General features: G+C 64.1%; 16 protein-coding genes and 5 pseudogenes. 1 reads left to right on the top strand and 20 read right to left on the bottom strand.

Translation table 11 applies throughout. From position 1 onward, the window contains the following. Positions 1-143: 143 nt before the first annotated feature. Positions 144-2,532 (bottom strand): annotated as a pseudogene (locus LN139_RS12135) (sensor domain-containing diguanylate cyclase). 82 nt (positions 2,533-2,614) lie between these two features. Beyond that, positions 2,615-4,797, bottom strand: a pseudogene (gene rlmKL / locus LN139_RS12140) (bifunctional 23S rRNA (guanine(2069)-N(7))-methyltransferase RlmK/23S rRNA (guanine(2445)-N(2))-methyltransferase RlmL). 477 nt (positions 4,798-5,274) lie between these two features. On the opposite strand from rlmKL, the gene rmf reads away from it, so the two are divergent. Beyond that, positions 5,275-5,490: a ribosome modulation factor gene (gene rmf, locus LN139_RS12145; RefSeq protein WP_097085030.1), complete on the top strand. Its 216-nt coding sequence runs from the start codon at positions 5,275-5,277 to the stop codon at positions 5,488-5,490. A gap of 126 nt (positions 5,491-5,616) precedes the next feature. Here the strand turns inward: rmf and LN139_RS12150 are convergent. From LN139_RS12150 to fliS, 18 genes and pseudogenes are all read right to left on the bottom strand, one after another. Further along, positions 5,617-6,636: pseudogene (locus LN139_RS12150) on the bottom strand (quinone-dependent dihydroorotate dehydrogenase). 70 nt (positions 6,637-6,706) lie between these two features. Next, the gene (locus tag LN139_RS12155) at positions 6,707-7,399 is read right to left on the bottom strand and encodes a response regulator (RefSeq protein WP_236353533.1); all 693 of its coding nucleotides are present in this window, start codon (positions 7,397-7,399) and stop codon (positions 6,707-6,709) included. 117 nt (positions 7,400-7,516) lie between these two features. Next, a complete protein-coding gene (locus tag LN139_RS12160; RefSeq protein WP_236353536.1) occupies positions 7,517-7,807 on the bottom strand; it encodes a DUF2845 domain-containing protein in 291 nt (96 codons plus the stop codon). 28 nt (positions 7,808-7,835) lie between these two features. Continuing rightward, positions 7,836-9,269 carry a flagellar hook-length control protein FliK gene (locus tag LN139_RS12165; RefSeq protein ID WP_236353539.1) on the bottom strand — a complete coding sequence of 478 codons (1,434 nt, stop codon included), beginning with the start codon at positions 9,267-9,269 and terminating at the stop codon, positions 7,836-7,838. A gap of 66 nt (positions 9,270-9,335) precedes the next feature. After that, entirely contained in the window at positions 9,336-9,629 is a 294-nt protein-coding gene (locus LN139_RS12170; RefSeq protein WP_442964431.1) for an Hpt domain-containing protein, read from the bottom strand. Positions 9,630-9,704: 75 nt separating this feature from the next. Further along, entirely contained in the window at positions 9,705-11,402 is a 1,698-nt protein-coding gene (locus LN139_RS12175) for an ATP-binding SpoIIE family protein phosphatase (protein WP_236353558.1), read from the bottom strand. Further along, positions 11,402-11,713: an STAS domain-containing protein gene (locus LN139_RS12180; RefSeq protein ID WP_236353570.1), complete on the bottom strand. Its 312-nt coding sequence runs from the start codon at positions 11,711-11,713 to the stop codon at positions 11,402-11,404. The genes LN139_RS12175 and LN139_RS12180 overlap by 1 nt, the downstream gene beginning before the upstream one ends. Before the next feature lie 89 nt (positions 11,714-11,802). Further along, positions 11,803-12,252, bottom strand: coding sequence for a flagellar export protein FliJ (gene fliJ / locus LN139_RS12185; protein WP_236353572.1), 450 nt, complete (start codon positions 12,250-12,252; stop codon positions 11,803-11,805). Positions 12,253-12,258: 6 nt separating this feature from the next. Next, on the bottom strand, positions 12,259-13,620 hold the full coding sequence (gene fliI / locus LN139_RS12190; protein ID WP_236353574.1) for a flagellar protein export ATPase FliI: 1,362 nt from the start codon (positions 13,618-13,620) through the stop codon (positions 12,259-12,261). Next, a complete protein-coding gene (gene fliH, locus LN139_RS12195) occupies positions 13,610-14,371 on the bottom strand; it encodes a flagellar assembly protein FliH (RefSeq protein ID WP_236353586.1) in 762 nt (253 codons plus the stop codon). The genes fliI and fliH overlap by 11 nt, the downstream gene beginning before the upstream one ends. Positions 14,372-14,452: 81 nt before the next feature. After that, a complete protein-coding gene (gene fliG, locus LN139_RS12200; RefSeq protein ID WP_236353590.1) occupies positions 14,453-15,475 on the bottom strand; it encodes a flagellar motor switch protein FliG in 1,023 nt (340 codons plus the stop codon). After that, positions 15,468-17,288, bottom strand: coding sequence for a flagellar basal-body MS-ring/collar protein FliF (gene fliF, locus LN139_RS12205; RefSeq protein WP_236353594.1), 1,821 nt, complete (start codon positions 17,286-17,288; stop codon positions 15,468-15,470). The genes fliG and fliF overlap by 8 nt, the downstream gene beginning before the upstream one ends. A gap of 14 nt (positions 17,289-17,302) precedes the next feature. Next, the gene (gene fliE / locus LN139_RS12210) at positions 17,303-17,638 is read right to left on the bottom strand and encodes a flagellar hook-basal body complex protein FliE (RefSeq protein WP_236353605.1); all 336 of its coding nucleotides are present in this window, start codon (positions 17,636-17,638) and stop codon (positions 17,303-17,305) included. A gap of 102 nt (positions 17,639-17,740) precedes the next feature. Next, positions 17,741-19,150, bottom strand: coding sequence for a sigma-54-dependent transcriptional regulator (locus tag LN139_RS12215; protein ID WP_236353609.1), 1,410 nt, complete (start codon positions 19,148-19,150; stop codon positions 17,741-17,743). Between the two features lie 2 nt (positions 19,151-19,152). Next, positions 19,153-20,333, bottom strand: a pseudogene (locus LN139_RS12220) (sensor histidine kinase). A 167-nt stretch (positions 20,334-20,500) separates the two neighbouring features. After that, positions 20,501-21,980 (bottom strand): annotated as a pseudogene (locus LN139_RS12225) (sigma-54 dependent transcriptional regulator). 166 nt (positions 21,981-22,146) lie between these two features. Continuing rightward, a complete protein-coding gene (gene fliT, locus LN139_RS12230; RefSeq protein WP_236353623.1) occupies positions 22,147-22,473 on the bottom strand; it encodes a flagellar protein FliT in 327 nt (108 codons plus the stop codon). Between the two features lie 10 nt (positions 22,474-22,483). Further along, positions 22,484-22,888 (bottom strand): flagellar export chaperone FliS, encoded by a 405-nt coding sequence (gene fliS / locus LN139_RS12235; RefSeq protein WP_236353642.1) that lies wholly within the window; start codon positions 22,886-22,888, stop codon positions 22,484-22,486. Positions 22,889-22,961: the final 73 nt, after the last annotated feature.

Here is a 22,961-nt window from a genome sequence, read left to right on the forward strand (position 1 = left end):
CGCGGTGTGCAAGCGCCTCAGGCCGGGCGTTTGATAAAGATTTTGCAAAGCAAGTTCAGACCCGTAGAGCTACCGGAAGAATGCTTTGCATTGGGGAGGCATGATGCTGTTGGCCGCTGCTTCAACGTATGGCTGCAAATCTGTCAGTTCTGCGCCTCGACCCGGTTACGCCCCTTCTGCTTGGCCGCATAGACACCGGCATCGGCGCGTAACAACAGTGCATCGGCGCCCTCACCGGCTTGCCAACCGGCTACGCCGAAGCTGCCGGTGACGATGCCCACACCGTCGACTGGCGCCTGTTCCAGCGACTGGCGAAGGTTCTCAGCAAGGGCCTGCGCCTGAGCCTGGTCGGTGGCCGGGCAAAGAATCATGAATTCCTCCCCGCCCAGACGGCAGAACACATCGCTGCGCCGCAAACGTGCGCCGATCCGACGGCACAGGGCCTGCAATACGCTGTCGCCCAAGGCATGGCCGAAGCGGTCGTTGACCGATTTGAAGTGGTCGACATCGAGCATGATCAGTGCGAGCGGCGCGCCATCACGGCGAGCACGCTCAAGCTCGGCCTGCAAGCGTTCCTGGAAGTAGCGGCGGTTGTAGATGCCGGTGAGCGCGTCGGTGACCGACAGCGCGCGCAACTCTTCCTCGACGCGCTTGAGGTCAGTGATATCGAACAGCGACCCGTGCCAGATCACTGCGCCGTCGGCCATCGCTTCAGGCGTTGCCTCGCCGCGCACCCAGCGCAACCCCTGGCGCGGCAGACACACGCGGTACTCCTGGCGCCAGCGGGTGAGGTTCCTGGCCGAGACCCGGATCGACTCACGCACGGCCTCGACGTCAGCCGGGTGCATGCGCTCGAAACCGGCGCGCCGTCCGCATAAAGCAGCTCCGGCGCCACCTCGTAAATGTCCTGCATGCCTCGGCTCAGGTAGGTGAAGCAGTTGCTGCCATCGGCGCTCAGGCGGAACTGGAAGATCCCACCGGGCACCTCGGCACTGAGTTTTTCCAGCAGGCGGTCACGCGCGGCAAGGGCTTGCAGGCTGCGCTGGCTGTCGGTGACGTCCTGGCACACCGCCAGATGGCCGACGGCCTGCTGATGTTCGTCGCGCACGGCCGTGACCTGCATGCTCACGGTGACCTGGGCGCCGTTGCGCCGCACCAGCCGCCAGTGCTGCGCCGCGGGCGCCTGATCGTGCAGGCTGGCTTCAAGCATCGCACGCGCCGGCGAACAGGGCTGGCCGCCGGCGTCGAAGCAGCCACGCACTCGCTCGCGCAGCTCCTGATGAACGTGCAGGTCGGCCAGTGACAGCTTGCCCACCGCCTGGTCGACGCGATAGCCGAGCATGCGTTCGGCGCCTGCGTTGAAGGTGGTGATGCGCCCGTTCAGATCGGTGGCGATGATCGCGACCTCGGTGGCAGCGTCCAGCACGTTCTGCAACTGCCGGTGGGTGCGGCGCAGGCGCGTTTCGCTCTCGGACAACTGCGCGGTACGCCGGGCCACCAGCGTCAATGCACGCTGGCGCTGGCTGACCAGGCTGAACAACAGGCCTGCCACCAGCACACTCAACAGGCCGCCGAACAGCAGCGCGACCTGAGCCGTGGAGGTGCGATTGGCGTTGGCGAACACCTCGCTGGGCACCGCTTGCAATTCGAAAACCCGACCGCCCATCTGCAACGTGCGTGTCTGCTGCAACGGGATGCTGGCAGCTCCTGCGCCGGCATCGTAGAGCGGCAGTGGCGTGGCCGGGTAAGTGGTGTCACGCACAGTCACGCGCAGGTTGTCCTCTGCAGGCTTGGGCAGGCCTTCGGTCATCAGTTGGCGAATGCTCACCGCTGCCGTCACGAAGCCCATCGGTGGGCCGGCCCCGGCGGGCGTGCCGGCCTGGTAGACCGGAGCGACCAGCAGCAACCCCCGCGCCTGCGCAGGATCAGTACCCAAAAGGTCCAGCGGCTCACCGGCGGCCGGTGCCGTGGTGGCGATGGCCTGGCTGAAAGCTTGCGCGCGCGCCGGCTCACTGCGCGGGTCCAGGCCCACGGGCAGTTGCAGGCGGTTGACGCTGCGGATGTAGAACACCGGATAGTAATCGGCGCGGCGTGCCGCCGGGCTGGGGCGCCCGTCGGCCCAGTCGAGGATGGCGAACCCGGGCACCCCTTCGGCCCTGGCGCGGCGCTCGAAGGCGTCGCGCTGGGCGTCGGTGATTCGCGGCAGCCAGGCGTAGGTCTGGGTCAGTTGCAGCAGCGGCCCGGCGTAGCCGTTGAATTCGCTGCGGCTTACTTCTTCGGAGAAGGTGAAAAACCGCTGCAGGCTGGCAAGGCGCTGCTGTTGATCGATGAAGCGCTCCTGCAGCCGGCTGAAACGCTCCTCGGCCAGCAGTTCGAACCGTTGCTGCAGTTGCTCGCGCGCCAGGTGATCGAGCCCTGAGGCAATCATCGCGCTGACCAGCCCACCCCCAGCAGCCCTGCGCACGCTACCAACCACGCAGAAGCACCTTCGCTGATGAAACCGAGAATTCTGGGGCGAGCGGTCAGCGACATCGGCTTTACTCACAAACGCTTGAGACGGTTATAGCGATTCGCCATCCAAATGGGTAGCCCCGGCGACAACCGGGGCCTTTGCTCAGGCGGTAGTGATGCGCCACGCCCTGTGGATCTTGTCGTTGCGGGCAAAGTCCGGTGCGCGGGTGCTGGCACTGATTTCCTCGACGCGATAACGCTGTTGCACCCCTTCATCGAGCACGAACTTGCGGAAGTTGTTGGAGAAGTACAGCACCCCGCCCGGCGCCAGGCGCGCCACGGCCAGGTCGATCAGGCGCACATGATCGCGCTGCACGTCGAACACCCCTTCCATGCGCTTGGAGTTGGAGAAGGTCGGTGGGTCGATGAAGATCAGCTCGTATGCCTCGCGGTGGGCCTCCAGCCAATCCATCACATCGGCCTGCTCCAGGCGGTGCTTGTCGGAGAAACCGTTGAGCGACAGGTTGCGCCGCGCCCAATCCAGATAAGTGCGCGACAGGTCGACGCTGATGCTGCTGCGCGCGCCACCCTTGGCGGCATGCACGGTGGCGGTGCCGGTGTAGCAGAACAGGTTGAGGAAACGCTTGCCTGCGGCTTCCTGCTGGATACGCAGGCGCATCGGCCGATGGTCGAGGAACAGCCCGGTGTCCAGGTAGTCGGTGAGGTTCACCAGCAGGCGCGCGCCGCCTTCGTTCACTTCCATGAAGCGGCCTTCAGTGCCCTGGCGCTCGTACTGGCGGCTGCCTGCCTGGCGCTCGCGGCGCTTGACCACCACCTGGCGCGGATCCACGCCCAGTGCGGGCGGGATCGCGGCCAGTGCATCGAGCAGGCGTGCCTGCGCCTTTTCAGGCGCAATGGTTTTGGGCGCCGCGTATTCCTGCACATGCACCCAGTCGCGGTAGAGGTCGACCGCCACGGCATACTCAGGCATATCGGCGTCATACACCCGGTAGCACTCGACCTGTTCGCGGCGCGCCCACTTGCCAAGCTGGCGCAGGTTTTTCTGAAGGCGGTTGGCGAACATCTGCCCGCCCTCGGACAACCGCGCCGGCGCATTGGCCGGGGACGGCGCGGGGCGTCTTCGCACTGGGGCCGCTCGCCCCGCTCGGTCACGAATTGCGCAGGCACCACGTCGATCAGCAGCAGCTTGCACGGCAAGGCGCCGTTCCAGAAGGCGTACTGCTTGTGGCTGCGCAGGCCCATGCGCTTGCCCAGGTCAGGGGCGGCAGTGAACACCGCTGCCTGCCAGTTCAGGCACGCCTGGCGCAGGCGCTCGCCCAGGTTCTGGTAGAGGTAGAGCAGGCTCGCCTCGTCGCCCAGGCGCTCACCGTAGGGCGGGTTGCACACCACCAGGCCTTTTTGATGCTGATCGGGGCGCGGCTCGAAGGTGGCCACTTCGCCCTGGTAGATTTTGATCCAGTCGCTCAGCCCGGCGCGCTCGACGTTGTTGCGCCCCGGCTGGATCAGCCGTGGGTCGGCCTCATAGCCACGAATCCACAGCGGCGGCTTTGCAAGGCCGGCCTCGGCACGCGCCTGCGCCTCGTCGTGCAGCTTGCGCCACAACGCCGGCACGTGGCTTTGCCAGGCAGTGAAGCCCCAGCGTTCGCGCTTGAGGTTCGGTGCGATGTCCGCGGCCATCATTGCGGCCTCGACCAGGAAGGTGCCGACGCCGCACATCGGGTCGGCCAGGGCGCCCCCTTCGGCGGCGATGCGCGGCCAGCCGGCGCGAACCAGGATCGCGGCGGCGAGGTTTTCCTTCAGCGGCGCGGCGCCTTGCTGCAGGCGGTAACCGCGCTGGTGCAGGCTGTGACCGGAGAGGTCCAGCGAGAGGATTGCCTGGCCCTTGTCCAGGCGCAGGTGAATGCGCACGTCCGGGTTGAGCTTGTCGACCGAAGGGCGCTCACCTGCGGCGTTGCGCAGGCGGTCGACGATGGCGTCCTTGACCTTCAAGGCGCCGAAGTGGGTGTTGTCGATGCCCGAACCGTGGCCGCTGAATTCCACCGCCAGGCTGCCATCGGCGGCCAGGTGCTCGTGCCAGTCGAGATCGTGGACGCCGTGGTAGAGATCTTCGGCGTTGGCCATCTGAAAGCGCGACAGCACCAGCAGCACGCGGTTGGCCAGCCGTGACCACAGGCACAGGCGGTAGGCGGTTTCCAGAGTGCCCTGGCCGCGAATGGCGGAGGTCGCCTGGCGTACCTCCTCAAGGCCGAGCGTGGCGGCTTCGTCAGCCAGCAGGCCTTCAAGCCCCTTGGGGCAGGTCAGGAACAACTCATGCATTTCAGACATCGATCTTCTACCTCGGCAAGGTTCGCCGCGCACGGCGAACCGGGTTACTGGCGCTGTTCCCGCAGCGCCACGGCAATGCCACATGGCATCAGGCCACCTGCTATTGGCAGGCAGTTTGAGTGGCCAGAGCAAAAAAAGCCCTGACCCTTCGTCCAAATTCTATCGAGTTCTCTCCACCGCCGCCCGTAATAGCCAACTGATTGCAACTGCCACAGGGCGCCCGTGTTGAGAGCCTTTCACAAATAGCAACCGCGAAATTATCCGGTTACTTATGGTCCTTAATGCTAAACATGACGTGGTTATGACAAAACGATCATTCACATGCCCGCCTTATTTGAATTAGAAATCACCTCAGGCGGTTTACATGCACCGCCTTAGACGCCCGCGACGCCGGCAGCGGGCACAACATCACCGGCAGAACGATTCTGCCCGGCCTCCCGGAGGCCGATGCGACGTCAACAACGAGGGCCTAACCCTATGAGAAGACTCAAGCGTGATCCGTTGGAACGAGCATTCAGCAAAGGCTACCAATATGGTGTGAGCGGCAAGTCCCGCGAGCTTTGCCCTTTTACTCTACCTACCGTTCGCCAAGCCTGGATCAACGGCTGGCGCGAGGGCCGCAGCGATCAATGGGACGGCATGACCGGCACCGCAGGCATTCATCGCCTCAACCAACTTCACGCGGTCGGCTGAGCCGCCGACACCTCTCTGACGCAATACCTTGATCGACAGCCCGCCTGAACCGGGCGGCGGGTGAGTGGTTCGGCTGGAATGCCTGCCACGCGACCCTGGGGCCTCCTTCGAGGCCCCTTTCGCTTTTCAGCGCATCGCCGCGATCGCATCGACCGATTCGCGAATCAGTGCCGGCCCTCGATAGATGAACCCCGAATACACCTGCACCAGGCTCGCCCCGGCGGCGATCTTCTCGGCTGCGTGCGCGCCCTCGGTGATGCCGCCAGCGGCGATGATGGGCATGCGCCCTGCCAGTTCACCGGCCAGCACACGCACTGTGTTCGTACTCTCTCGCGTACCGGGCCGCCCGACAGCCCGCCCGCCTCGTCGGCATGCGCCAAGCCCTCGACGCCTTCGCGGCTAAGGGTGGTGTTGGTGGCGATCACCGCATCCATCCCCGAGGCCAGCAGCGCCTGCGCGACCAGCGCGGTTTCTTCGTCGGTCATGTCCGGGGCGATCTTGATGGCCAGAGGCACTCGCTTGCGCTGCTCTGTCGCCAGCACTTCCCGGCGTTCGGCCAGGGCGTCGAGCAACTGCTTGAGCGAATCACCGAACTGCAGGCTGCGCAGGCCTGGGGTGTTCGGGGAACTGACATTCACGGTGATGTAACTGGCGTGGGCGTAGACCTTGTTCAGGCCGATCAGGTAATCACTTACCGCGTTCTCGACCGGGGTGTCGAAGTTCTTGCCGATGTTGATGCCCAGCACCCCGTTGAAGCGCGCGGCGCGCACGTGTTCCAGCAAGTGGTCGACCCCCAGGTTGTTGAAGCCCATGCGGTTGATGATCGCCTGCGCCTGCGGCAGCCGGAAGATCCGTGGCTTGGGGTTGCCTGGCTGCGGGCGCGGCGTGACGGTGCCGACCTCGACGAAGCCGAAACCCAGCTGAGCGAAGCCGTCGATGGCCGCGCCGTTCTTGTCGAGCCCGGCGGCCAACCCTGACCGGGTTGGGGAACTGCAGCCCCATCACCGTGACCGGGTGGCTCGCCGGTGCCTTGGCCAGCAGGCCATTGACGCCGAGCCGGCCACCGGCACCGATCAGGTCCAGGGACAGGTCATGGGAGGTTTCGGGTGACAATTCGAACAGCAGCTGGCGGGCCAGGTTGTACATGGGCGGAGCACGCTCGCAGGTGGGGATCGGGGGGCGCCGATTATAGCCACAACCGCCGCCGGCTTTAAGCTCAAAGCGCGCCAAACCGATAGCCGACGCCTGTTTCTGTGGTGATGTAGCGTGGCGCGGCCGGGTCATCACCGAGTTTTTGCCGCAAATGGCCAACCACGATGCGCAGGTAATGGCTGTCCTCGGCGTGGCTCGGGCCCCAGATGTCGATGAGCAGCTGGCGCTGGGTGATGACCCGGCCAGGGCGGCGTGCCAGCTGAGCGAGCACAGCGTATTCCTTGCGCGTCAGTGACAGCGGCTCACCGGCCAGGGTCACACGGCGCGCCGCCAGGTCCAGGCACAAGGCGCCCATTTCCACCTGGGCGGCTGGCTCGGCAGTTTGGCCATGCCCTTGGCGCAGCAGCCTGCGGACCCGCGCCAGAAACTCCTGAATCCCGAAAGGCTTGGTCACGTAGTCATTGGCACCTGCGTCCAGAGCGCGCACCTTCTGCTCTTCACTGGCGCGCACAGACAGCACCAGCACCGGAACCCGGGACCACTCGCGCAGTTCGCTCAACACCTGCTGCCCATCCCGATCAGGCAAGCCGAGGTCAAGCACGATCAGGTCGGGCTGGCCCAGCGCAGCTTCGGCCAGCCCGGCTTGCGCCGTCGCGGCCTCGAGCACGCGATAGCCTTGCGCAGCCAGGCTGATGCGCAGGAACTTGCGGATCTGGGCTTCGTCATCGATGACCAGGATGGTGCTGGCTGTCGTCATGGAAAGTGTCGGGGCTCAGGATTCGAAGGCGCCAAGCATAGGCGGGTCGGCGCAGACATACCACTGGGCCAGCACGTCGCGCACTGCCGATACGCTCGATGAAGTGGAGCCTGCACGCTAGAGAGGCGGCTTGCGCTCGGTGCGCTGCTCCACCAGCTTGTCTTCGATGAATCGCAGATACTGCCAGGCACCGCCGTTGGGCCCGTACACCCAGATGCTGACACGCACCGCGCCATAAACGGGTGCGGGCTCCTCGACATACTTGTAGCGCGGAGGGCCGCATTTTTGCAGCACTTCGCCCATCCTCGCCTCAGCGCTGACGATGGAAGTGCCGCAACGGAACGTGGCATGAGCGCTGGTTGCCAGGCCAAGAATGGCCAGGCCCAGCCAGAGGGCTTTGGTTTTCATGCCCTCAAGCCTAGCTCAAGCGAAACGATCAAGCGTAGTAGTCCACCAGGCTGCTGCCGACGACGGTTTGCGCCGCAGGTGCCTCGATGGCATCCACTGTGCCCTCCTCGCCATCGGCGCCACGCCCACCGTTGCCGCGGCCACTGCCCGCCTGGCCACGCTGGCTTGCCTGAGCCTGCTGCTGTTGTTGCTGCTGCTGTTGCTGGCGTGATTGATCAGCCACGTTCACGTCTACGTTGTTCAGGCCCTGCTGCGCCAGCATGTCGCGCAGGCGCCCCTGCTGGCTTTCGAGCGCTTCACGCACCGCTACATGGGCGCTGCTGAAGGTGACCTGGGTTTGCTGGTCGGGGGTGACGTCCACGCGAATGTCCAGGCGGCCAAGCTCCAGAGGGTTGAGCTTGATGTCGGCGGACTTCAGGTTCTGGCTCGACAGGTACATCACCCGGTTCACCAGGCCCTCGGTCCAACCGCTCTGCTGCATCTGCAACGGTTGAGCTGCGGCGCTGGCCTGGGCCTTGGCGGTATCACTGACAGCCGGGGTAGCCAGGCTCTGCAAGCGGTTGGCGAAATCTTCCAGGCGCGGGCTGCGTTCGCTACCGGCCGCTCCCGGGTGCTTCTCGTCGAGCGCTGCGCCCAATTCGCTGGCGTCGCCTTGGGTGGCGCCCTGCTCGGCACCTTTGCCCTGGGCCAGGTTGCCGACCACTTCACTGAACGATTGGCCGCTGGTAGCGCTGCTGCCTTGAGTTTTCGAGTCGTCCTGCAGGGCATGGGTGGAGGTAGTGCCATTGGCCTTTGCATTGTGCTCAAGCGCCATGCGCACCATGGGCAGGTCAGCCAGTGCGTCGCCAGGAGGCCCGCCGTCGCTGGCATCATCGCTCGACGCAGTGGCCTGTACGGCCGGTTGCGGCTGCACCGATGGCGCAGGCACCACAGCCTGCGGCTGCGGCTCTGGCGGAGCAGGCACTGCAGGCTGTGGCTGAGTGGTATCAGGCAGCGCAGCCACTACGGCCTTCACCTCATCGCTGCTGGCGACGTCTTCATCATCGCTGGCAGCATCGCTGTCATCCGCACCGTTGGCCTTGCCTTTGGAAGACGTCTTGGCAGTGGCATCGGTTTTCGACGGTGGGCCGGCCTTGTCGTTGCTGTTGGCTTTGTCGCTGGCCCTGGCCGGCAAATCCTTGCCGCCGGAGGCAACCTGCCCCTTGCCGCCTGCTGCGTTGTCAGCCGCCGACGGTTTATTGTCGGGAGCGTCAAATGCATGACCGCTCGATTTAGACGACATGTCTGGCCGCTTTAACGCCATGGCCGGCCGCTGGCTGGCGTAGACCTGGGAGAAGCTCTGGCCAGCATCGTTGGTGAAGCTGGCGGGCTTGGCGGGGGAATTGCCTGCAAGCGCATTGGCGCCGGTGGCAGAGGCCAGACCGGAGCCATTTTGCAGCAGTGGATTGGAAGCGACAGCCATGTAAAACACCCCATAGCGCTGATTAGGTGGCACAGTGCATAGGGTTTAGCAATTTACGGGCCAGGCTCAGGTCGCGCAGCGCTGCCGTTCGTCTTCAAACAGCAGGCGCACCGTGCCGAATTCATCATCGATACGATTGACCAGGTCTTCGATGCCCTGGAACGGGCCGCGGGTGGCGCGCTCTTCCAACTCACGGCACAGCTCGGCGAGGTGGACAGCACCCATGTTGCTGCTGCTGCCCTTGAAGCTGTGAGCCGCCTGGCCAAGCACTTTGGCATCGCGCACCTGGTGCAGGTGGTCGACGCGAACCGCCGAGTCGCTCAGAAAGGTTTCGAGCAACAAGGGGTATTCATCTTCCATCACTTCCTTGAGTGCAGTGAGCACTGAATAGTCGAGGTGTTCGGTAACCACGGTGTCCTCCTTGAGCGCGCGCAATTATGCCTCAGTACCCCAGGCAAATTCCACGCGTGCGCAGCGCCCGTCGTCGGACCAATCAGCGTTGCGCGCCAGTTCCCTTATCAATTTCATGCCACGGCCCGAGTAATTCTGCGAGCCAAGTGGTGCGCGGGCATCGAACCCAGGGCCGCTGTCGCGCACGCTGATGGCCAGCTCGCCTCCGCCGCCCTGGCGCGGGCGCACCTCCAGATCGACCTTGACGTACCCTTCCTGCAACGCCTCCAGACGCGCCTGGCGCTGGGCATAATACTCGGCAAAGCCCTTGGCATCGGCCTTCAGGCTTGACGCCAGGCCCAGCACACCGTGCTCCAGTGCGTTTGAGTATAGTTCGGTCAACACTGTGTACAGCGCGCCGCTCTGGTCACGCAGGCCCTGAACCTCCAGCAGCAGCTGCAGCAAAAAAGGCAACGGGTTGTAGCGGCGCAGGGTCTGGGCTCGGAACTCGAACCCGACCGACCAGTCCTGCGGTGTCAACTGGCCGCTGTCGACCGACGCAAGCACCGCCTGGCTGGCCTCACCCGGCGCCCAGCCGCGAATCTGTACCATGCTGACATCGTCACGGGACTCTCCACGAAATTGCGCGAGGGCTTCACGAATATCTTCGAACAATCGATCCGGGTCCTGATTATGGTCGAACACCCGGTGCAGCCGATCCAGGCCGAACAACTCGTCCTGCTCATTGGTGGTGTCGATCACCCCGTCCGACATCAGAAATACCCGATCGCCCGGGCGGAACGGCACGGTTTCGAACGTGCTGTCGAAGCTCTGCGAATTGAGAATGCCAAGCGGCAGGTGGCGTGACACCAGCGGGATGCGTGGGCCACCGGTCGCCTGCAGGTAGCCATCGGGCATGCCGCCGTTCCATACCTCCAGCACCTGGCGCTGCGGGCTGATGTTCAGCAGCGTGGCGCAGCAGAACATGTCCACCGGCAGGATGCGCTTGAGTTTGGCATTCATCTCCCGCAAGGTCTCGGCCAGGCCGTAGCCTTTGGCGGCCATGCCATAGAAGGCCTCGGCCAATGGCATGGCACCGACCGCCGCCGGCAGGCCGTGGCCTGTGAAGTCACCCAACATGACGTGCATATCGCCGCGCGGTGTGTAGGCCGCCAGCAGCAGGTCGCCATTGAACAGGGCGTAGGGAGACTGGAGATAGCGGATGTTGCCGGTATTCAGGCAACCAGAGTGCGCGACCTGATCGAACACCGCCTTGGCCACGCGCTGCTCGTTGAGCAGGTGGTTATGGTGGTACGCAAGCAGGTCACGTTGCTCGAGCACCGTGGCCTGCAACCTGCGCATGCGCTCCATGGCCTTGATCTTGGCCCCGAGCACCACCTGATTGTAGGGTTTGGCGAGAAAATCATCCCCTCCCGCCTCCACGCACTGCACCAGCGCCTGCTCCTCGGTCAATGAGGTCAGGAAGATGATCGGAACCAGCTCGTCGCCCGCGCGGGCCTTGATCTGCCGCGCGGCCTCGAAACCGTCCATCACGGGCATCATGGCGTCGAGCAGCACCAGTTGAGGACGCACCTGCTCGAACATCCTCACCGCTTCCTCGCCATTGCCCGCCTGAAGCACATGATGCCCCTGGCGGCGCACGATGCCCGACAACAGCATGCGGTCGGTCATGTTGTCATCGGCGATCAGAATCGTGAGCGCCGGTGCATCGCCTGCGCTCATCAATGGGCCTGGATATCGAAGAGCTTGTCAAAATTGGAAATGGCGAGAATCTTGCGTACATCAGGGCTGGCATGCACCAGCCGCACGCAGGCGGCTTCGCCACCGCCATGGTCGCGCAGCAGCAACAGCATGCCCAGGGCAGAGCTGTCCAGGTAAGTGGCATTGCCCAGGTCTACTTCATAAACCTTGGCGCTTTTGCCGAATTTTTCGTAGGCGTTGCGAAAGTCCTGATGCGCGCCGAAATCGAAACGACCGCTGATGGTGATGGTCACTACGGTCCCGTCCTGGGAAAGATCGGATGTTACAGCCATGAGGGCATCCTTTTTCTAGGTGGCGTCTGCTTGAAATGTTTAGCACCGGGATGAGCCCGCCACAATCGGCAGGGCAGGTTTTTTCATCCTCAGTAGCTATCAGACCGCGGCAGGCGCTGGGAAAGTTCATCGAGCAAGCGCTGTTCTCGCTTGTCTTCCGCTGCGCGGGCCTCGGCAATGTAGCGTTCGACCAGTTTGCGCAAGCCTTCGACTCGCGCGTAGGCGTCTTGCCAGGTTTTGCGTGCGTTGTTGAGGTTGTTCTGGTGCCAGGCAAGGCTGCGGTGCTGCTGGCCGACGGCAGTCTCCAATTGGCTCAGAAAGCGCTGGTAGTTCATCAGCCACATGCCCGACACCCCTTGAGTGCCGTTGCGAATCCACTGCTCCTGATAGTTGGCGCGAAACTGCTCCAGCTCTTGAAGTTTGGCCTGGGCAAGGCGCACCTGCCCTTGAAAGTGGCCCAGGCGCTGGGCAGCGGTGCGCTCGACCTTCTCGGCCATTTCCACCACGGGTGCCAGGCGAGCGGCTCGGCTGATTGCCATGGGCGCTTACCCCGGGGCCACGGCAGGTTTGAAGATCATCGCAAGGCGATCAGCGCTTTCCTGCATGTTGTCGGTTTCGGTAAGGCCCTGGCGGAGGAAATGCACAAGCTTTGGATGCAGCGCGATGGCAAGGTCCGTCTCACGGTCACCGCCAGGCACATAGGCACCGACGCTGATCAGGTCGCGGCTCTGCTGATAGCGCGACCACAGCTGTTTGAACTGCTGCGCCTGGCTCAGGTGCTGAGGGCTGACCACCGCCGGCATCACCCGGCTGATCGAAGCTTCGATGTCGATGGCCGGGTAATGCCCCTCCTCCGCCAACCGGCGCGACAGCACCAGATGGCCATCGAGCACGCCGCGAGCGGAGTCGGCAATCGGGTCCTGTTGGTCATCGCCTTCGGACAGCACCGTGTAGAACGCTGTGATCGAACCCCCGCCCGCTTCGCCGTTACCGGCGCGCTCTACCAGCTTGGGCAATTTGGCGAAGACCGAAGGCGGATAGCCCTTGGTGGCCGGCGGCTCGCCAATGGCCAGAGCAATCTCGCGCTGCGCCTGGGCGTAGCGGGTAAGCGAATCCATCAGCAGCAAGACATTCTTGCCCTTGTCGCGAAAGTATTCGGCGATCCGGGTGCAGTACATGGCCGCGCGCAGGCGCATCAGCGGCGCGTCATCGGCCGGTGAGGCGACCACCACCGAACGCTTGAGCCCTTCTGCGCCGAGAATGTGCTCGATGAATTCCTTCACCTCGCGGCCACGCTCGCCGATCAGGCCCACCACGATGATCTCGGCTTCGGTGAAGCGCGTCATCATCCCCAGCAGCACACTCTTGCCCACGCCGGTACCGGCGAACAGGCCCAGGCGCTGGCCGCGGCCTACGGTGAGCAGGCCGTTGATGCAGCGAATGCCCACGTCCAGCGGCTTGCTGATCGGGTCACGGTTGAGCGGGTTGATGGTCGGGCCGTCCAGCGGCACCCAGTCCTCTGCCTTCATGCCGCCCTTGCCGTCCAGCGCGCGTCCGGCGCCATCGAGGATGCGCCCCAGCATGCTCATGCCCATCGGCAGCCGGCCAGTGTCCGGCAGCGGCACAACGCGGGCACCGGGGGCGATACCGGCGAGGCTGCCCACCGGCATCAGGAACACCTTGCTGCCGGAGAACCCCATCACCTCGGCTTCCACCTGGGAGGGGTCGTAGCTGTCGTCGTTGATCACCAGGCAGCGGGTGCCCATTGCAGCGCGCAGGCCTTCGGCCTCAAGCGTCAGCCCGACCATGCGCAACAGGCGCCCTTCCACGACCGGCTGGCGCGGCAGGTCGATCGCCGGCACATAGGTGCCCAGGCGTTTGCCGAAACTGGTGCGTTCAAGAAGCATCGCTGGCTTCCAGGGCGACCTGCAGGTCGGGGGCGGCAGGGTTCAGGCCCTGCTCGTGCAGCTGGTCGAACAGCTGCGCCAGCGCTTGCTTGATACGGGTTTCCATGGTCGCGTCGATGCGGCTGTGTTCGGTTTCGACACGGCAACCACCGGGCAGCAGCGCCGGGTCTTCGAGAATGCGCCACTGCTCTTCGTGCCGCTCGCGCAGGGCCTTGATCTGTTCGAAATCCTTGGGGTTGACGAAGATGCGGATGTTGTTGGCCCCCATCGGCAGCAGCTTGAGCGCTTCATGCAGCACGCGCTCGATCTGGGCGGACTCCATCTTCAGCTCGCGCTGCACCACTTCGCGGGCGATATGCCCGACCAGTTCGATCAGCGACCGCTCGATCTGGGTGTCCTGCTCGGCAATCGGCGCCATGAGGTGCTCCAGCACCTGCTCCAGTGTCTCCAGTCGCACCGCCAGCGCGGCGTCGGACTCCGCCTTGCCCTTGACCAGCGCACTGTGGAAACCATCTCGCTCACCTTGAGCGAAGCCTTCGTTGTAGGCCTCCTGGCGAATCGCCTCCAGCTCTTCGAGTGTGAGCGGCTGCACTTCTTCCAGCGGCACTTCTTCGATTTCAGGCTCCTGCACCGGCTCCGGTTCAGGCGCCGGGCGCTCGGGGTCGAAGCTGGGCAGGCGCCACAGGTCCACGGCGCGCGCAGCGCTGCCGCGAATCAGGTCACTGGGCGGGTCATTGCTCGCTTGGCTCATCGGTTATTCCATCTTACCTGGGCGTGAACCGCGCAAAGGGCCGCGCGGCTCATTCAAACATTAGGACAAGCATAGCCCCGGTTAGATCATCTCTTCGCCGCCCTTGCCGCCGAGCACGATTTCGCCGGCTTCGGCCATGCGCCGGGCGATGGTAAGGATTTCCTTCTGCGCGGTTTCCACTTCACTGACCCGTACTGGCCCTTTGGCCTCCAGGTCGTCGCGCAGCAGTTCGGAAGCACGCTTGGACATGTTCTTGAAGATCTTCTCGCGCACGCCGTCGTCGGCGCCCTTGAGCGCAACCACCAGCACGTCCGAGGACACCTCGCGCAGCAGCGCCTGGATGCCGCGGTCGTCCACGTCCTTGAGGTTGTTGAAAACGAACATGAGGTCTTCGATCTGGCCCGAGAGGTCCTGGTCTATGTCGCGGATCGAGTCCATGAGCTGGCCTTCGACGGAGCTGTCGAGGAAGTTCATGATGTCGGCGGCACGCTTGATGCCGCCCAGGCTGGTGCGGGCGGTGGTCGAGTTGCCGGCGAACTGTTTCTCGAGAATGGTGTTGAGTTCCTTCAATGCCGCCGGTTGCACGGTATTGAGCGAGGAAACCCGCAGGATGATGTCCAGCCGAACCTTGTGGTCGAAGTGGCCCAGCACTTCACCGGCCTGGTCAGGGTCCAGGTACGCCACCACGATGGCCTGGATCTGCGGGTGCTCGTAGCGAATCACGTCCGCCACGGCGCGCGGCTCCATCCATTTCAGGCTGTCCAGGCCGCTGGTGTTGCCGCCCAGCAGGATGCGGTCGATCAGGCCGTTGGCTTTATCTTCGCCGAGGGCGGAGGTGAGCATCTTGCGGATGTAACCGTCCGAACCCACGCCCAGGCTGGTCTGGTCGCCAACGCTGACGACGAACTCGTTCATCACCTGCTCGACCTGCTCGCGGTGCACGTTGCGCATCTGCGCCATGGCCACGCCCACCCGCTGCACTTCCTTCGGGCCCATGTGGCGCAGCACCTGCGCGGCATCGGTTTCACCGAGAGAGAGCAACAGGATGGCGGCTTTGTCGACTTTGGTCAGCTTGGGTGCGGCGAGCGCTTGATTGTCACTCATCGGCGTTGATCCACTCTTTCACGACCTGGGCCACACGGCCTGGGTCTTCGGCCACCAGACTCTTGATTGCGTTCAGCTGCGCGTCATAGCCATCGCTTGGGCTGGGCAGCAGGATGCTTTGCGGGCCGCCAAGGCTGACGCGATCGTCAGCGACGCCACCTTCGAACCCTGCGCCACCCATGCCGCCGGCCATGCCACCGCTCATCCCGCCACCCATGCCGCCGGCGCCGCCTTCGGCCAACGCCAGCTGCTTGCCTTTGCCGCCGCCGGTGATGTTGTTGAGCACCGGGCGCAGCACACCGAACACCAGTACCAGGATGAACAGCACACCCAGCACCTGTTTGATCACGTCCCAGAACCAGGGCTGCTGGTAGAACGACGGCTCGGAAATCACCTCGCCCTTGTCGGCACTGAACGCAGCATTGATCACGGTCACGCTGTCGCCCCGGCTGGCGTCGTAGCCTACGGCGTCTTGAACCAGGCGAGTGAAGCGCGCCAGTTCGTCGGCACTCCAGGGTTGATGGGTCACCTGGCCATTGGCCGGGTCGAGCTTGGCCTGGTCATCGACCACAACAGCCACCGACAGGCGCGTCAGGCGGCCCTGTTGCTGGCGGGTGTGGCTGATGGAGCGGTCAAGCTCGAAATTCTTGGTCGACTGCTGGCGCTTGTCGGCCGGGAACGGCGCGAGCATGGGTTGGCCGGTGGCCGGGTCCATGATCTGCTGGCCGTTGGCGTCAAGCAGTGGCTGCCCGGGCGGAATCGCCTGCGGCTGATTGGCGCCTGCGCCACCGCCGGTACGTTGCGGTGCCGAAGCCGGGGCCGGTGGCTGGTTGCTGAGCGCACCCGGCACGCCGCCGTTGGAGCTGCCACTGGAGCGTTGCTCGCTGGTGGATTGCTCACTGCGCAGCGCAGGCTGGTCAGGGTTGAATTGCTCGGAGGTGGACTCGACCGCTGTGAAATCCACATCGGCCGACACCTGCGCCTTGAAGCGGTCGTTGCCGATGACCGGCTGCAGGATATTCTGCACGCGCTGGGTCAGCATGCTTTCCATGCGGCGGGTGTAATCGAACTGCTTGCCAGCCACCGACAACGCCGAGTTGTCGCCCAGGTCCGACAGCAGGTTGCCCTTCTGATCGACCACGGTCACACCGGACTTGTCCATTTCAGGGACGCTGGTCGCTACCAGGTTGATGATCGCCATCACCTGGCCAGGGTCCAGCGTGCGGCCGCCGTACATTTCGACCAGCACCGAGGCAGTGGGCTTGCGGTCATCGCGCACGAATACCGAGCTTTTCGGAATGGCCAGGTGGACGCGGGCCGCCTTGACGCCATTGACGGCAGCGATCGTACGGCTCAGCTCGCCTTCAAGGCCACGGCGGTAGCGGGTGGCTTCCATGAACTGGCTGGTGCCCAGGCCCTGGTCCTTGTCGAGAATCTCGTAACCGACGTTGCCATCACCCTGCGCGATACCGGCCTGGGCCATTTGCAGGCGTGCGCGGCCAATGTCATCGGCCTTGACCAGCAAGGCACCGGAGTTGGGTTCGACGGTGTAGGGAATGTTCGCAGCATTGAGCGTATCGGTGACCTGCTTGGCGTCCATCCCGGCAAGGCTGGTCATCAACGGGCGATAGTCAGGTTGCTGAGACCACAACACTACCGCGAAACCGATCGCCACGCTGGCAGCCAGGCCCACCAACAGCCCTACCTGCCGCAGCACCGGCATTTTCGACAGGTTTTCCAGGGAGGACATGCCAGGCAGTGACCTGCCGGGTGCAGCGCCCTTCGCCGGAACGTTATCGGTTGCTTCAGCCATGACCTAATCTGCCCTCAAACCGGCATCTGCATGATGTCCTGGTACGCTTGCACCAGCTTGTTGCGTACCTGTGTCAGCGCCTGAAACGACACGCTGGCTTTCTGTGAGGCGATCATCACGTCCGTCAGGTCAACGCCCTGATTACCGATCTCGAAGGCGTTGGACAGTTGCTCGCTGGCCTTTTGGGTGTCAGCGACCTTGTTCACCGCACCGCTGAGCAGGTCGGCGAAGCTGCTGCCGGCAACCGGTGCCACAGCGTTCTGCGCAGCGGCCTTGGAGCTACCCATCGCTTCCATTTGCATGGAGCGCATGTCCATCAGCAAACGATTGAATTCGATACCCGTGGTCATGCTCGATCTCCCGGCCTTGCAGAAATATTGACGCTGAAACAGCTTGTTATAGGGGAAGTAGCAAGAGCGATGCCAACGGCAGCCGGCACACCGCTTTTGCCTTCAACTGGCATACAGCCAAGCGTCCACATCCAGCCCCGCGTCGCGCATTTGTGCAAGCTTGTAGCGCAAGGTACGCGGGCTGATACCCAACCGCTCGGCAGCTTCCTTGCGGCGCCCGCGCTCGCTGCGCAGGGTCTGGATGATCACCTCGAACTCGCGGCGGCGCAGATCATCGTCCAATGCGCCTGCGGCTTCATTAGGGATGACCGCTACAGGCGGTGACGGATTCGCCAGATCCGACGGCTGGCCCGTCAATAATTCCACGCGAAGCGGCGGCTGCGGCACGCCAGCCAGGCAGAAGTCCTCGGCATTGATCACCCCACCCTGTTGCAATATCAGCGCCCGCTGGATGGCGTTGTCCAGCTCCCGCACATTGCCCGGCCAGGCATGCGCCAGCAGGCATTGCTGCGCCGAAGGCGACAGGCTGACCCGGGCGTGCTGCATCTTGCCTGCGTGGCGAGCAAGAAGCCGTTCGGCCAGCGGCAGAATATCGGCGCGCCGCTCGCGCAGCGGTGCCCAGGCCAACGGAAAAACCGACAGCCGGTAATACAGGTCTTCACGAAACCGCCCTGCCGCAACCTCACCGGCCAGGTCCCGGTTGGTGGTGGCGAGCACACGAATGTCCAGGCTGATCGGCCGCCGGCCACCAACGCGCTCGACTTCACGCTCCTGCAACACGCGCAGGAGTTTGGCCTGCAGCCCCAGCGGCATTTCGGAAATCTCGTCGAGCAACAAGGTACCGCCGTTGGCTTGCTCGAACTTGCCCGGCTGGGAGGCGATAGCACCGGTGAAAGAGCCCTTTTCGTGGCCGAACAGCGTGGCTTCGAGCATGTTGTCCGGGATCGCGGCGCAGTTGATTGCAATGAAGGGCTGCTCGGCACGGGCAGACTGCTGATGAATGTAGCGCGCCAGCACTTCCTTGCCGGTGCCGGACTCGCCAGAGATCAGCACTGTCGATTCGCTGCGCGCCACCCGCGCCGCCAGCTCCAGCAAACGCAGGCTGGCCGGCTCGCGGGCGATCGGCCCATCGCCGGCGGCAGCCACTGGCAAATGGCCCAGTGCGTGGCGCGCGACCAACGCAAGCAGCGCGGCGGGCTCGAAGGGCTTGACCAAGTAGTCCACCGCACCCTGGCGCATGGCATCTACCGCCCGCTCCACCGCGCCATGGGCCGTCATCAACAACACCGGCAACTGGGGATGGCTGGCGCGCAGGCGCGCAAGCAACTGGTGGCCGTCCATCCCGGGCATGTTCACGTCGCTGACCACCAGGCTGAACGGCTCATCGGCCACGGCGCGCAGCGCCAGCTCGGCACTGCCCACCGCTTCGAAATCATGCCCGGCCAGAGTCAGGGTGTCGGCCAGCGCCTCGCGCAACGCGCGGTCGTCTTCAACCAGCAGAATCTTCATCATGTTCAACCCTCCTCGGCCTGCAAAGGCAGGGTCAGCACAGCACAGGTGCCTCGGCCTACGCGCGAACGCAATTGCAGCTCACCACCATGAGCACGGGCAACAGCACCCACCACCGCCACACCCAAACCGGTGCCGGTAGGTTTGGTGGTGAAGAAGGGCTCGCCCAAGCGCGCCAGGGTGTCGGCATCGATCCCCGTGCCATGGTCGCTGACGGCAAGGCGCAAGGTGCGCTCACGCACATACAGGTGCACCTTCAGCCGCGCCGCCGGCCCGCTGGCCTGAAGCGCGTTCTCGATCAGGTTGAGCACCACCCCCACCAGGGTGTCGCGGTTGCACAACAGCCGCTCGCCGCGCACATCGCACTGCCAGCGCACTGCCACACCCTCGGTCAAGGGGGCGGCGGCGCGGCGCAGCGCCATGAACAGGTCTGCGGGGTGAGTTGGTCGTGCATCGGCAGCTCGCCACGGGCGAACACCAGCATGTCGCGCACCTGGTGCTCAAGCTCGTGCAACCGCTCCTTGAGGCGGCCAGCGAAGCGCTGCTGGGTTTCCACCGGCAATGATTGTTCCTGGAGATGGCCGGCATACAGCATTGCGGCCGAGAGCGGCGTGCGGATCTGATGCGCCAGCGATGCCACCATCCGCCCCAGTGACGACAAACGCTCATGCCGCGCGAGCTCGTCTTGCAAGCGACGGGTTTCCGTCAGGTCGTTGAGCACCACCAACTGGCCCGGCTCACCGTTCAGCGAGCGGGTAGCGATCGACAGGCGACGCCCGTCACGCAGCGAGATCTCATGGCCGTCGTCATGGCGAGGCGCAAAGCAGCGGTTGATGACCTGCCGCCAGGGCTCGCCCTTGAGCGGCTCACCCAGCAATGCAAACGCAGCCGGGTTGGCCTCGGCAATCACGCCCTGCGCATCGAGCAGCACCACGCCACCGGGCATCACATCCAGCACCGTCTGCAGTCGGCTGGCGAGGCGCTCTTTTTCGGCAAGCTCTTCAAGCCTTCGCTCACCGGCATCGGCCAGTTGGTCCTTGAGCTCGCCTACCCGGTTCTCCAGCAACTGGTAGGAATCACTCAACTGCGCCGACACCTGACTGAACAGGGCGAACGCCTGCTCAAGGTTCGGGCGATCAAGGCCTTCGGCAGGCCCGGCAAGTTCGGGAATGGCGACCTGGGACATCGTGCTCTCTCGGTGGCTGACCGTCAGTAAACGGTGTTGACGAGAGAGGGTTTGCAATTGACGTGCCGACAGGGGCCGAGGCACAAGCTGCAAGCTGAAAGCTAAAAAGTGGGAGGCCGGCAAGCCGGCCTCCCACTGGGTTGGTGCACCGGCAGGGGTGGGTTTGTTCAGTCGTCGATGGCTTCTTCGCCTTCGCCGCCCTGGCGGCTCATGCCGTATTTGCGCATTTTCTCGACCAGGGTAGTACGGCGGATGCGCAGGCGTTCGGCGGCGCGGGCCACGACGCCATTGGCGTCATCCAGTGCTTGCTGGATCAGGCCCTGCTCCAGGCCGCCCAGGTAGTCTTTCAGATCCAGGCCTTCAGGCGGCAGCATGGCGCTGGAGGCGAAGTCCGGCGTGTGGCCGTTGATCGCTACGCGCTCTTCCAGGTCGGAGCGCAGGCTGTCGACCAGTTGCTCGTCTTCGTCATCAACGTAGCGGAATTTCTTCGGCAGCTCGGCCACGCCGATCACCCCGTAAGGGTGCATGATCGCCATGCGCTCGACCAGGTTGGCCAGCTCCCGCACGTTGCCAGGCCAGCCGTGGCGGCACAGCGACATGATGGCAGCGGAATTGAAACGGATCGAACCGCGCTTCTCGTGCTCCATGCGCGAGATCAGTTCGTTCATCAGCAACGGGATGTCCTCCACGCGCTCGCGCAGAGGGGCCATCTCGATGGGGAATACGTTGAGGCGGTAGTACAGGTCTTCGCGGAACGCGCCGGTCTCGATCATGCTTTCGAGGTTCTTGTGCGTTGCAGCGATGATGCGCACATCGATGCTCTGGGTCTTGTTGCTGCCCACGCGCTCGAAGGTACGCTCCTGCAACACGCGCAGCAGTTTGACCTGCATCGGCAGTGGCATGTCGCCGATCTCGTCGAGAAGAGTGTGCCGCCATTGGCCAGCTCGAAGCGGCCCGCCCGGCTGGTGATGGCGCCGGTGAAAGCGCCTTTCTCGTGGCCGAACAGCTCGCTTTCGAGCAGCTCGGCCGGGATCGCGCCACAGTTGACCGGCACGAACGGCGCTTCGCGGCGCTTGGAATGATAGTGGAGGTTGCGCGCGACGACTTCCTTGCCGGTACCCGACTCACCGAGAATCAGCACGCTGGCATCGGTGTCGGCGACCTGCTGCATCATCTGGCGCACGTGCTGGATGGCGCGGCTGGTGCCTACCAGGCTGCGAAACAGGTTCGGTTCGCGCTGGCGGCCGCGCTCGCGGGCCTGGTCATACATCTCGCGGTAGACCTGAGCACGGTGCAGCGAGTCGAGCAGCTTGGAATAGCTCGGCGGCATCTCCAGGCTCGACAGCACACGGCGGCGGACGTCGTCGGCAAGCTCGGGCACATTGCCCTCGCCCAGCAGCAGCACGGGCAGGAATTCATCCCATGCAGCAATGGTCTTGAGCAGGCCGGGCAGCAAGCCGGGGTGTGGACTTCGCCGATCAGCACGCACAACACCTCGCGGCTGGAGGCCAGGCCATTGACCACGGACTGCCAGTCGCCACTGGCACAAGGCAGGTTGTCTTCGCCGAGGAAATTAAGAATGACCGCAAGGTCACGGCGCCGAACGCTGTCGTCATCGATCAGCAGAATCTTGGTTTCACGCCACATGCAATAGCAACTTCCCTAGTCAACCAGATGCCCCGACGGGCGCACCGAAGTGGAGTGCATTGTATAGCCACGCCACCCCAGAATGTGAAATTCGTCACTAGTAAAGTCAAAAAAAACGCCATAGTCAAATTTATGGCGCAAAAATATCCACTGCTACGTCACTGGATCAACGAAACAGATTGTAGACCTTGGAGGCGTTGCTGCCCTGGCGCATCTGCGTGATCTCCTCGACCACGTCCTGGCGTGCCTGGCGCGAGGCATCGAGCAGGTGCCGATACACGCCCAGAAGTGCTTCAAGGCTCTGGCGAACTTCGGGCTGCTCGCCGGGGCCCGCCGACAGCACCAGCTCCAGGTGCGCACGGCATTCGATATCCAGCGTGCTGATGGCTTGCCAATCCTGCACGGCCAGCGCATCCACCAAGGCCAGGCGAGTGGCATCGATCTTCTGAACGGCGCTCATGCTGCTTACCTCATTCTTGTACGCGGCACTCATGGTGCTCACCTCACTGGGCGGCGCTGGTCGCTGCCGCAGGGGCAATGGCGTCCCAACCAGCCTTGACCGTCTGCAGAAGGCCAGACACCTCTTCGAGCATGGCAACGCTGGTCTTCACGTTGGCTTCGGCCAGGCGCTTCATCATGTAACCGTACAGGCTGTCCAGGCGCGCCAGCTCGGCACCGCGGTTTTCCAGGTCGAGGCCCTCGCGCAGGCCGCCGACGATGTCGATCGCCTTGCCGATAGCGATGCCCTTGGCACCGACATCCTGGCGCTCGATAGCGCCCTTGGCCTGGGCAATTCGGTCCAGGCCACCTTCCATCAGCATCTGCACCAGCCGATGAGGGCTGGCCTCGGACGTCTGGGCGACACTGTTGACTTTCTGGTACTGGCGCAGCGCGCGCATCGGATTCATATGGCCTCCTCGAGGTGCAGGGTCTATCGCTTGAAACCTGTATCGGCCCTGCGTCAAAAACCTTTAGCTGTTG

The sequence above is a fragment of the Pseudomonas sp. KNUC1026 genome (assembly GCF_021650705.1).
Classification (GTDB): Bacteria; Pseudomonadota; Gammaproteobacteria; order Pseudomonadales; family Pseudomonadaceae; genus Aquipseudomonas.

Excerpts from the sequence above, each read along its gene's own strand:
- LN139_RS12155 (WP_236353533.1), bottom strand. The coding sequence starts at position 7,399 with ATGACGACAGCCAGCACCATCCTGGTCATCGATGACGAAGCCCAGATC.
- fliG (WP_236353590.1), bottom strand. The coding sequence starts at position 15,475 with ATGAGTGACAATCAAGCGCTCGCCGCACCCAAGCTGACCAAAGTCGAC.
- LN139_RS12215 (WP_236353609.1), bottom strand. The coding sequence starts at position 19,150 with ATGATGAAGATTCTGCTGGTTGAAGACGACCGCGCGTTGCGCGAGGCG.
- fliH (WP_236353586.1), bottom strand. The coding sequence starts at position 14,371 with ATGAGCCAAGCGAGCAATGACCCGCCCAGTGACCTGATTCGCGGCAGC.
- fliT (WP_236353623.1), bottom strand. The coding sequence starts at position 22,473 with ATGAGTGCCGCGTACAAGAATGAGGTAAGCAGCATGAGCGCCGTTCAG.
- rmf (WP_097085030.1), top strand. The coding sequence starts at position 5,275 with ATGAGAAGACTCAAGCGTGATCCGTTGGAACGAGCATTCAGCAAAGGC.
- fliS (WP_236353642.1), bottom strand. The coding sequence starts at position 22,888 with ATGAATCCGATGCGCGCGCTGCGCCAGTACCAGAAAGTCAACAGTGTC.
- fliJ (WP_236353572.1), bottom strand. The coding sequence starts at position 12,252 with ATGGCAATCAGCCGAGCCGCTCGCCTGGCACCCGTGGTGGAAATGGCC.
- LN139_RS12180 (WP_236353570.1), bottom strand. The coding sequence starts at position 11,713 with ATGGCTGTAACATCCGATCTTTCCCAGGACGGGACCGTAGTGACCATC.
- LN139_RS12170 (WP_442964431.1), bottom strand. The coding sequence starts at position 9,629 with ATGGAAGATGAATACCCCTTGTTGCTCGAAACCTTTCTGAGCGACTCG.
- LN139_RS12175 (WP_236353558.1), bottom strand. The coding sequence starts at position 11,402 with ATGAGCGCAGGCGATGCACCGGCGCTCACGATTCTGATCGCCGATGAC.
- LN139_RS12165 (WP_236353539.1), bottom strand. The coding sequence starts at position 9,269 with ATGGCTGTCGCTTCCAATCCACTGCTGCAAAATGGCTCCGGTCTGGCC.
- fliE (WP_236353605.1), bottom strand. The coding sequence starts at position 17,638 with ATGACCACGGGTATCGAATTCAATCGTTTGCTGATGGACATGCGCTCC.
- fliF (WP_236353594.1), bottom strand. The coding sequence starts at position 17,288 with ATGGCTGAAGCAACCGATAACGTTCCGGCGAAGGGCGCTGCACCCGGC.
- LN139_RS12160 (WP_236353536.1), bottom strand. The coding sequence starts at position 7,807 with ATGAAAACCAAAGCCCTCTGGCTGGGCCTGGCCATTCTTGGCCTGGCA.
- fliI (WP_236353574.1), bottom strand. The coding sequence starts at position 13,620 with ATGCTTCTTGAACGCACCAGTTTCGGCAAACGCCTGGGCACCTATGTG.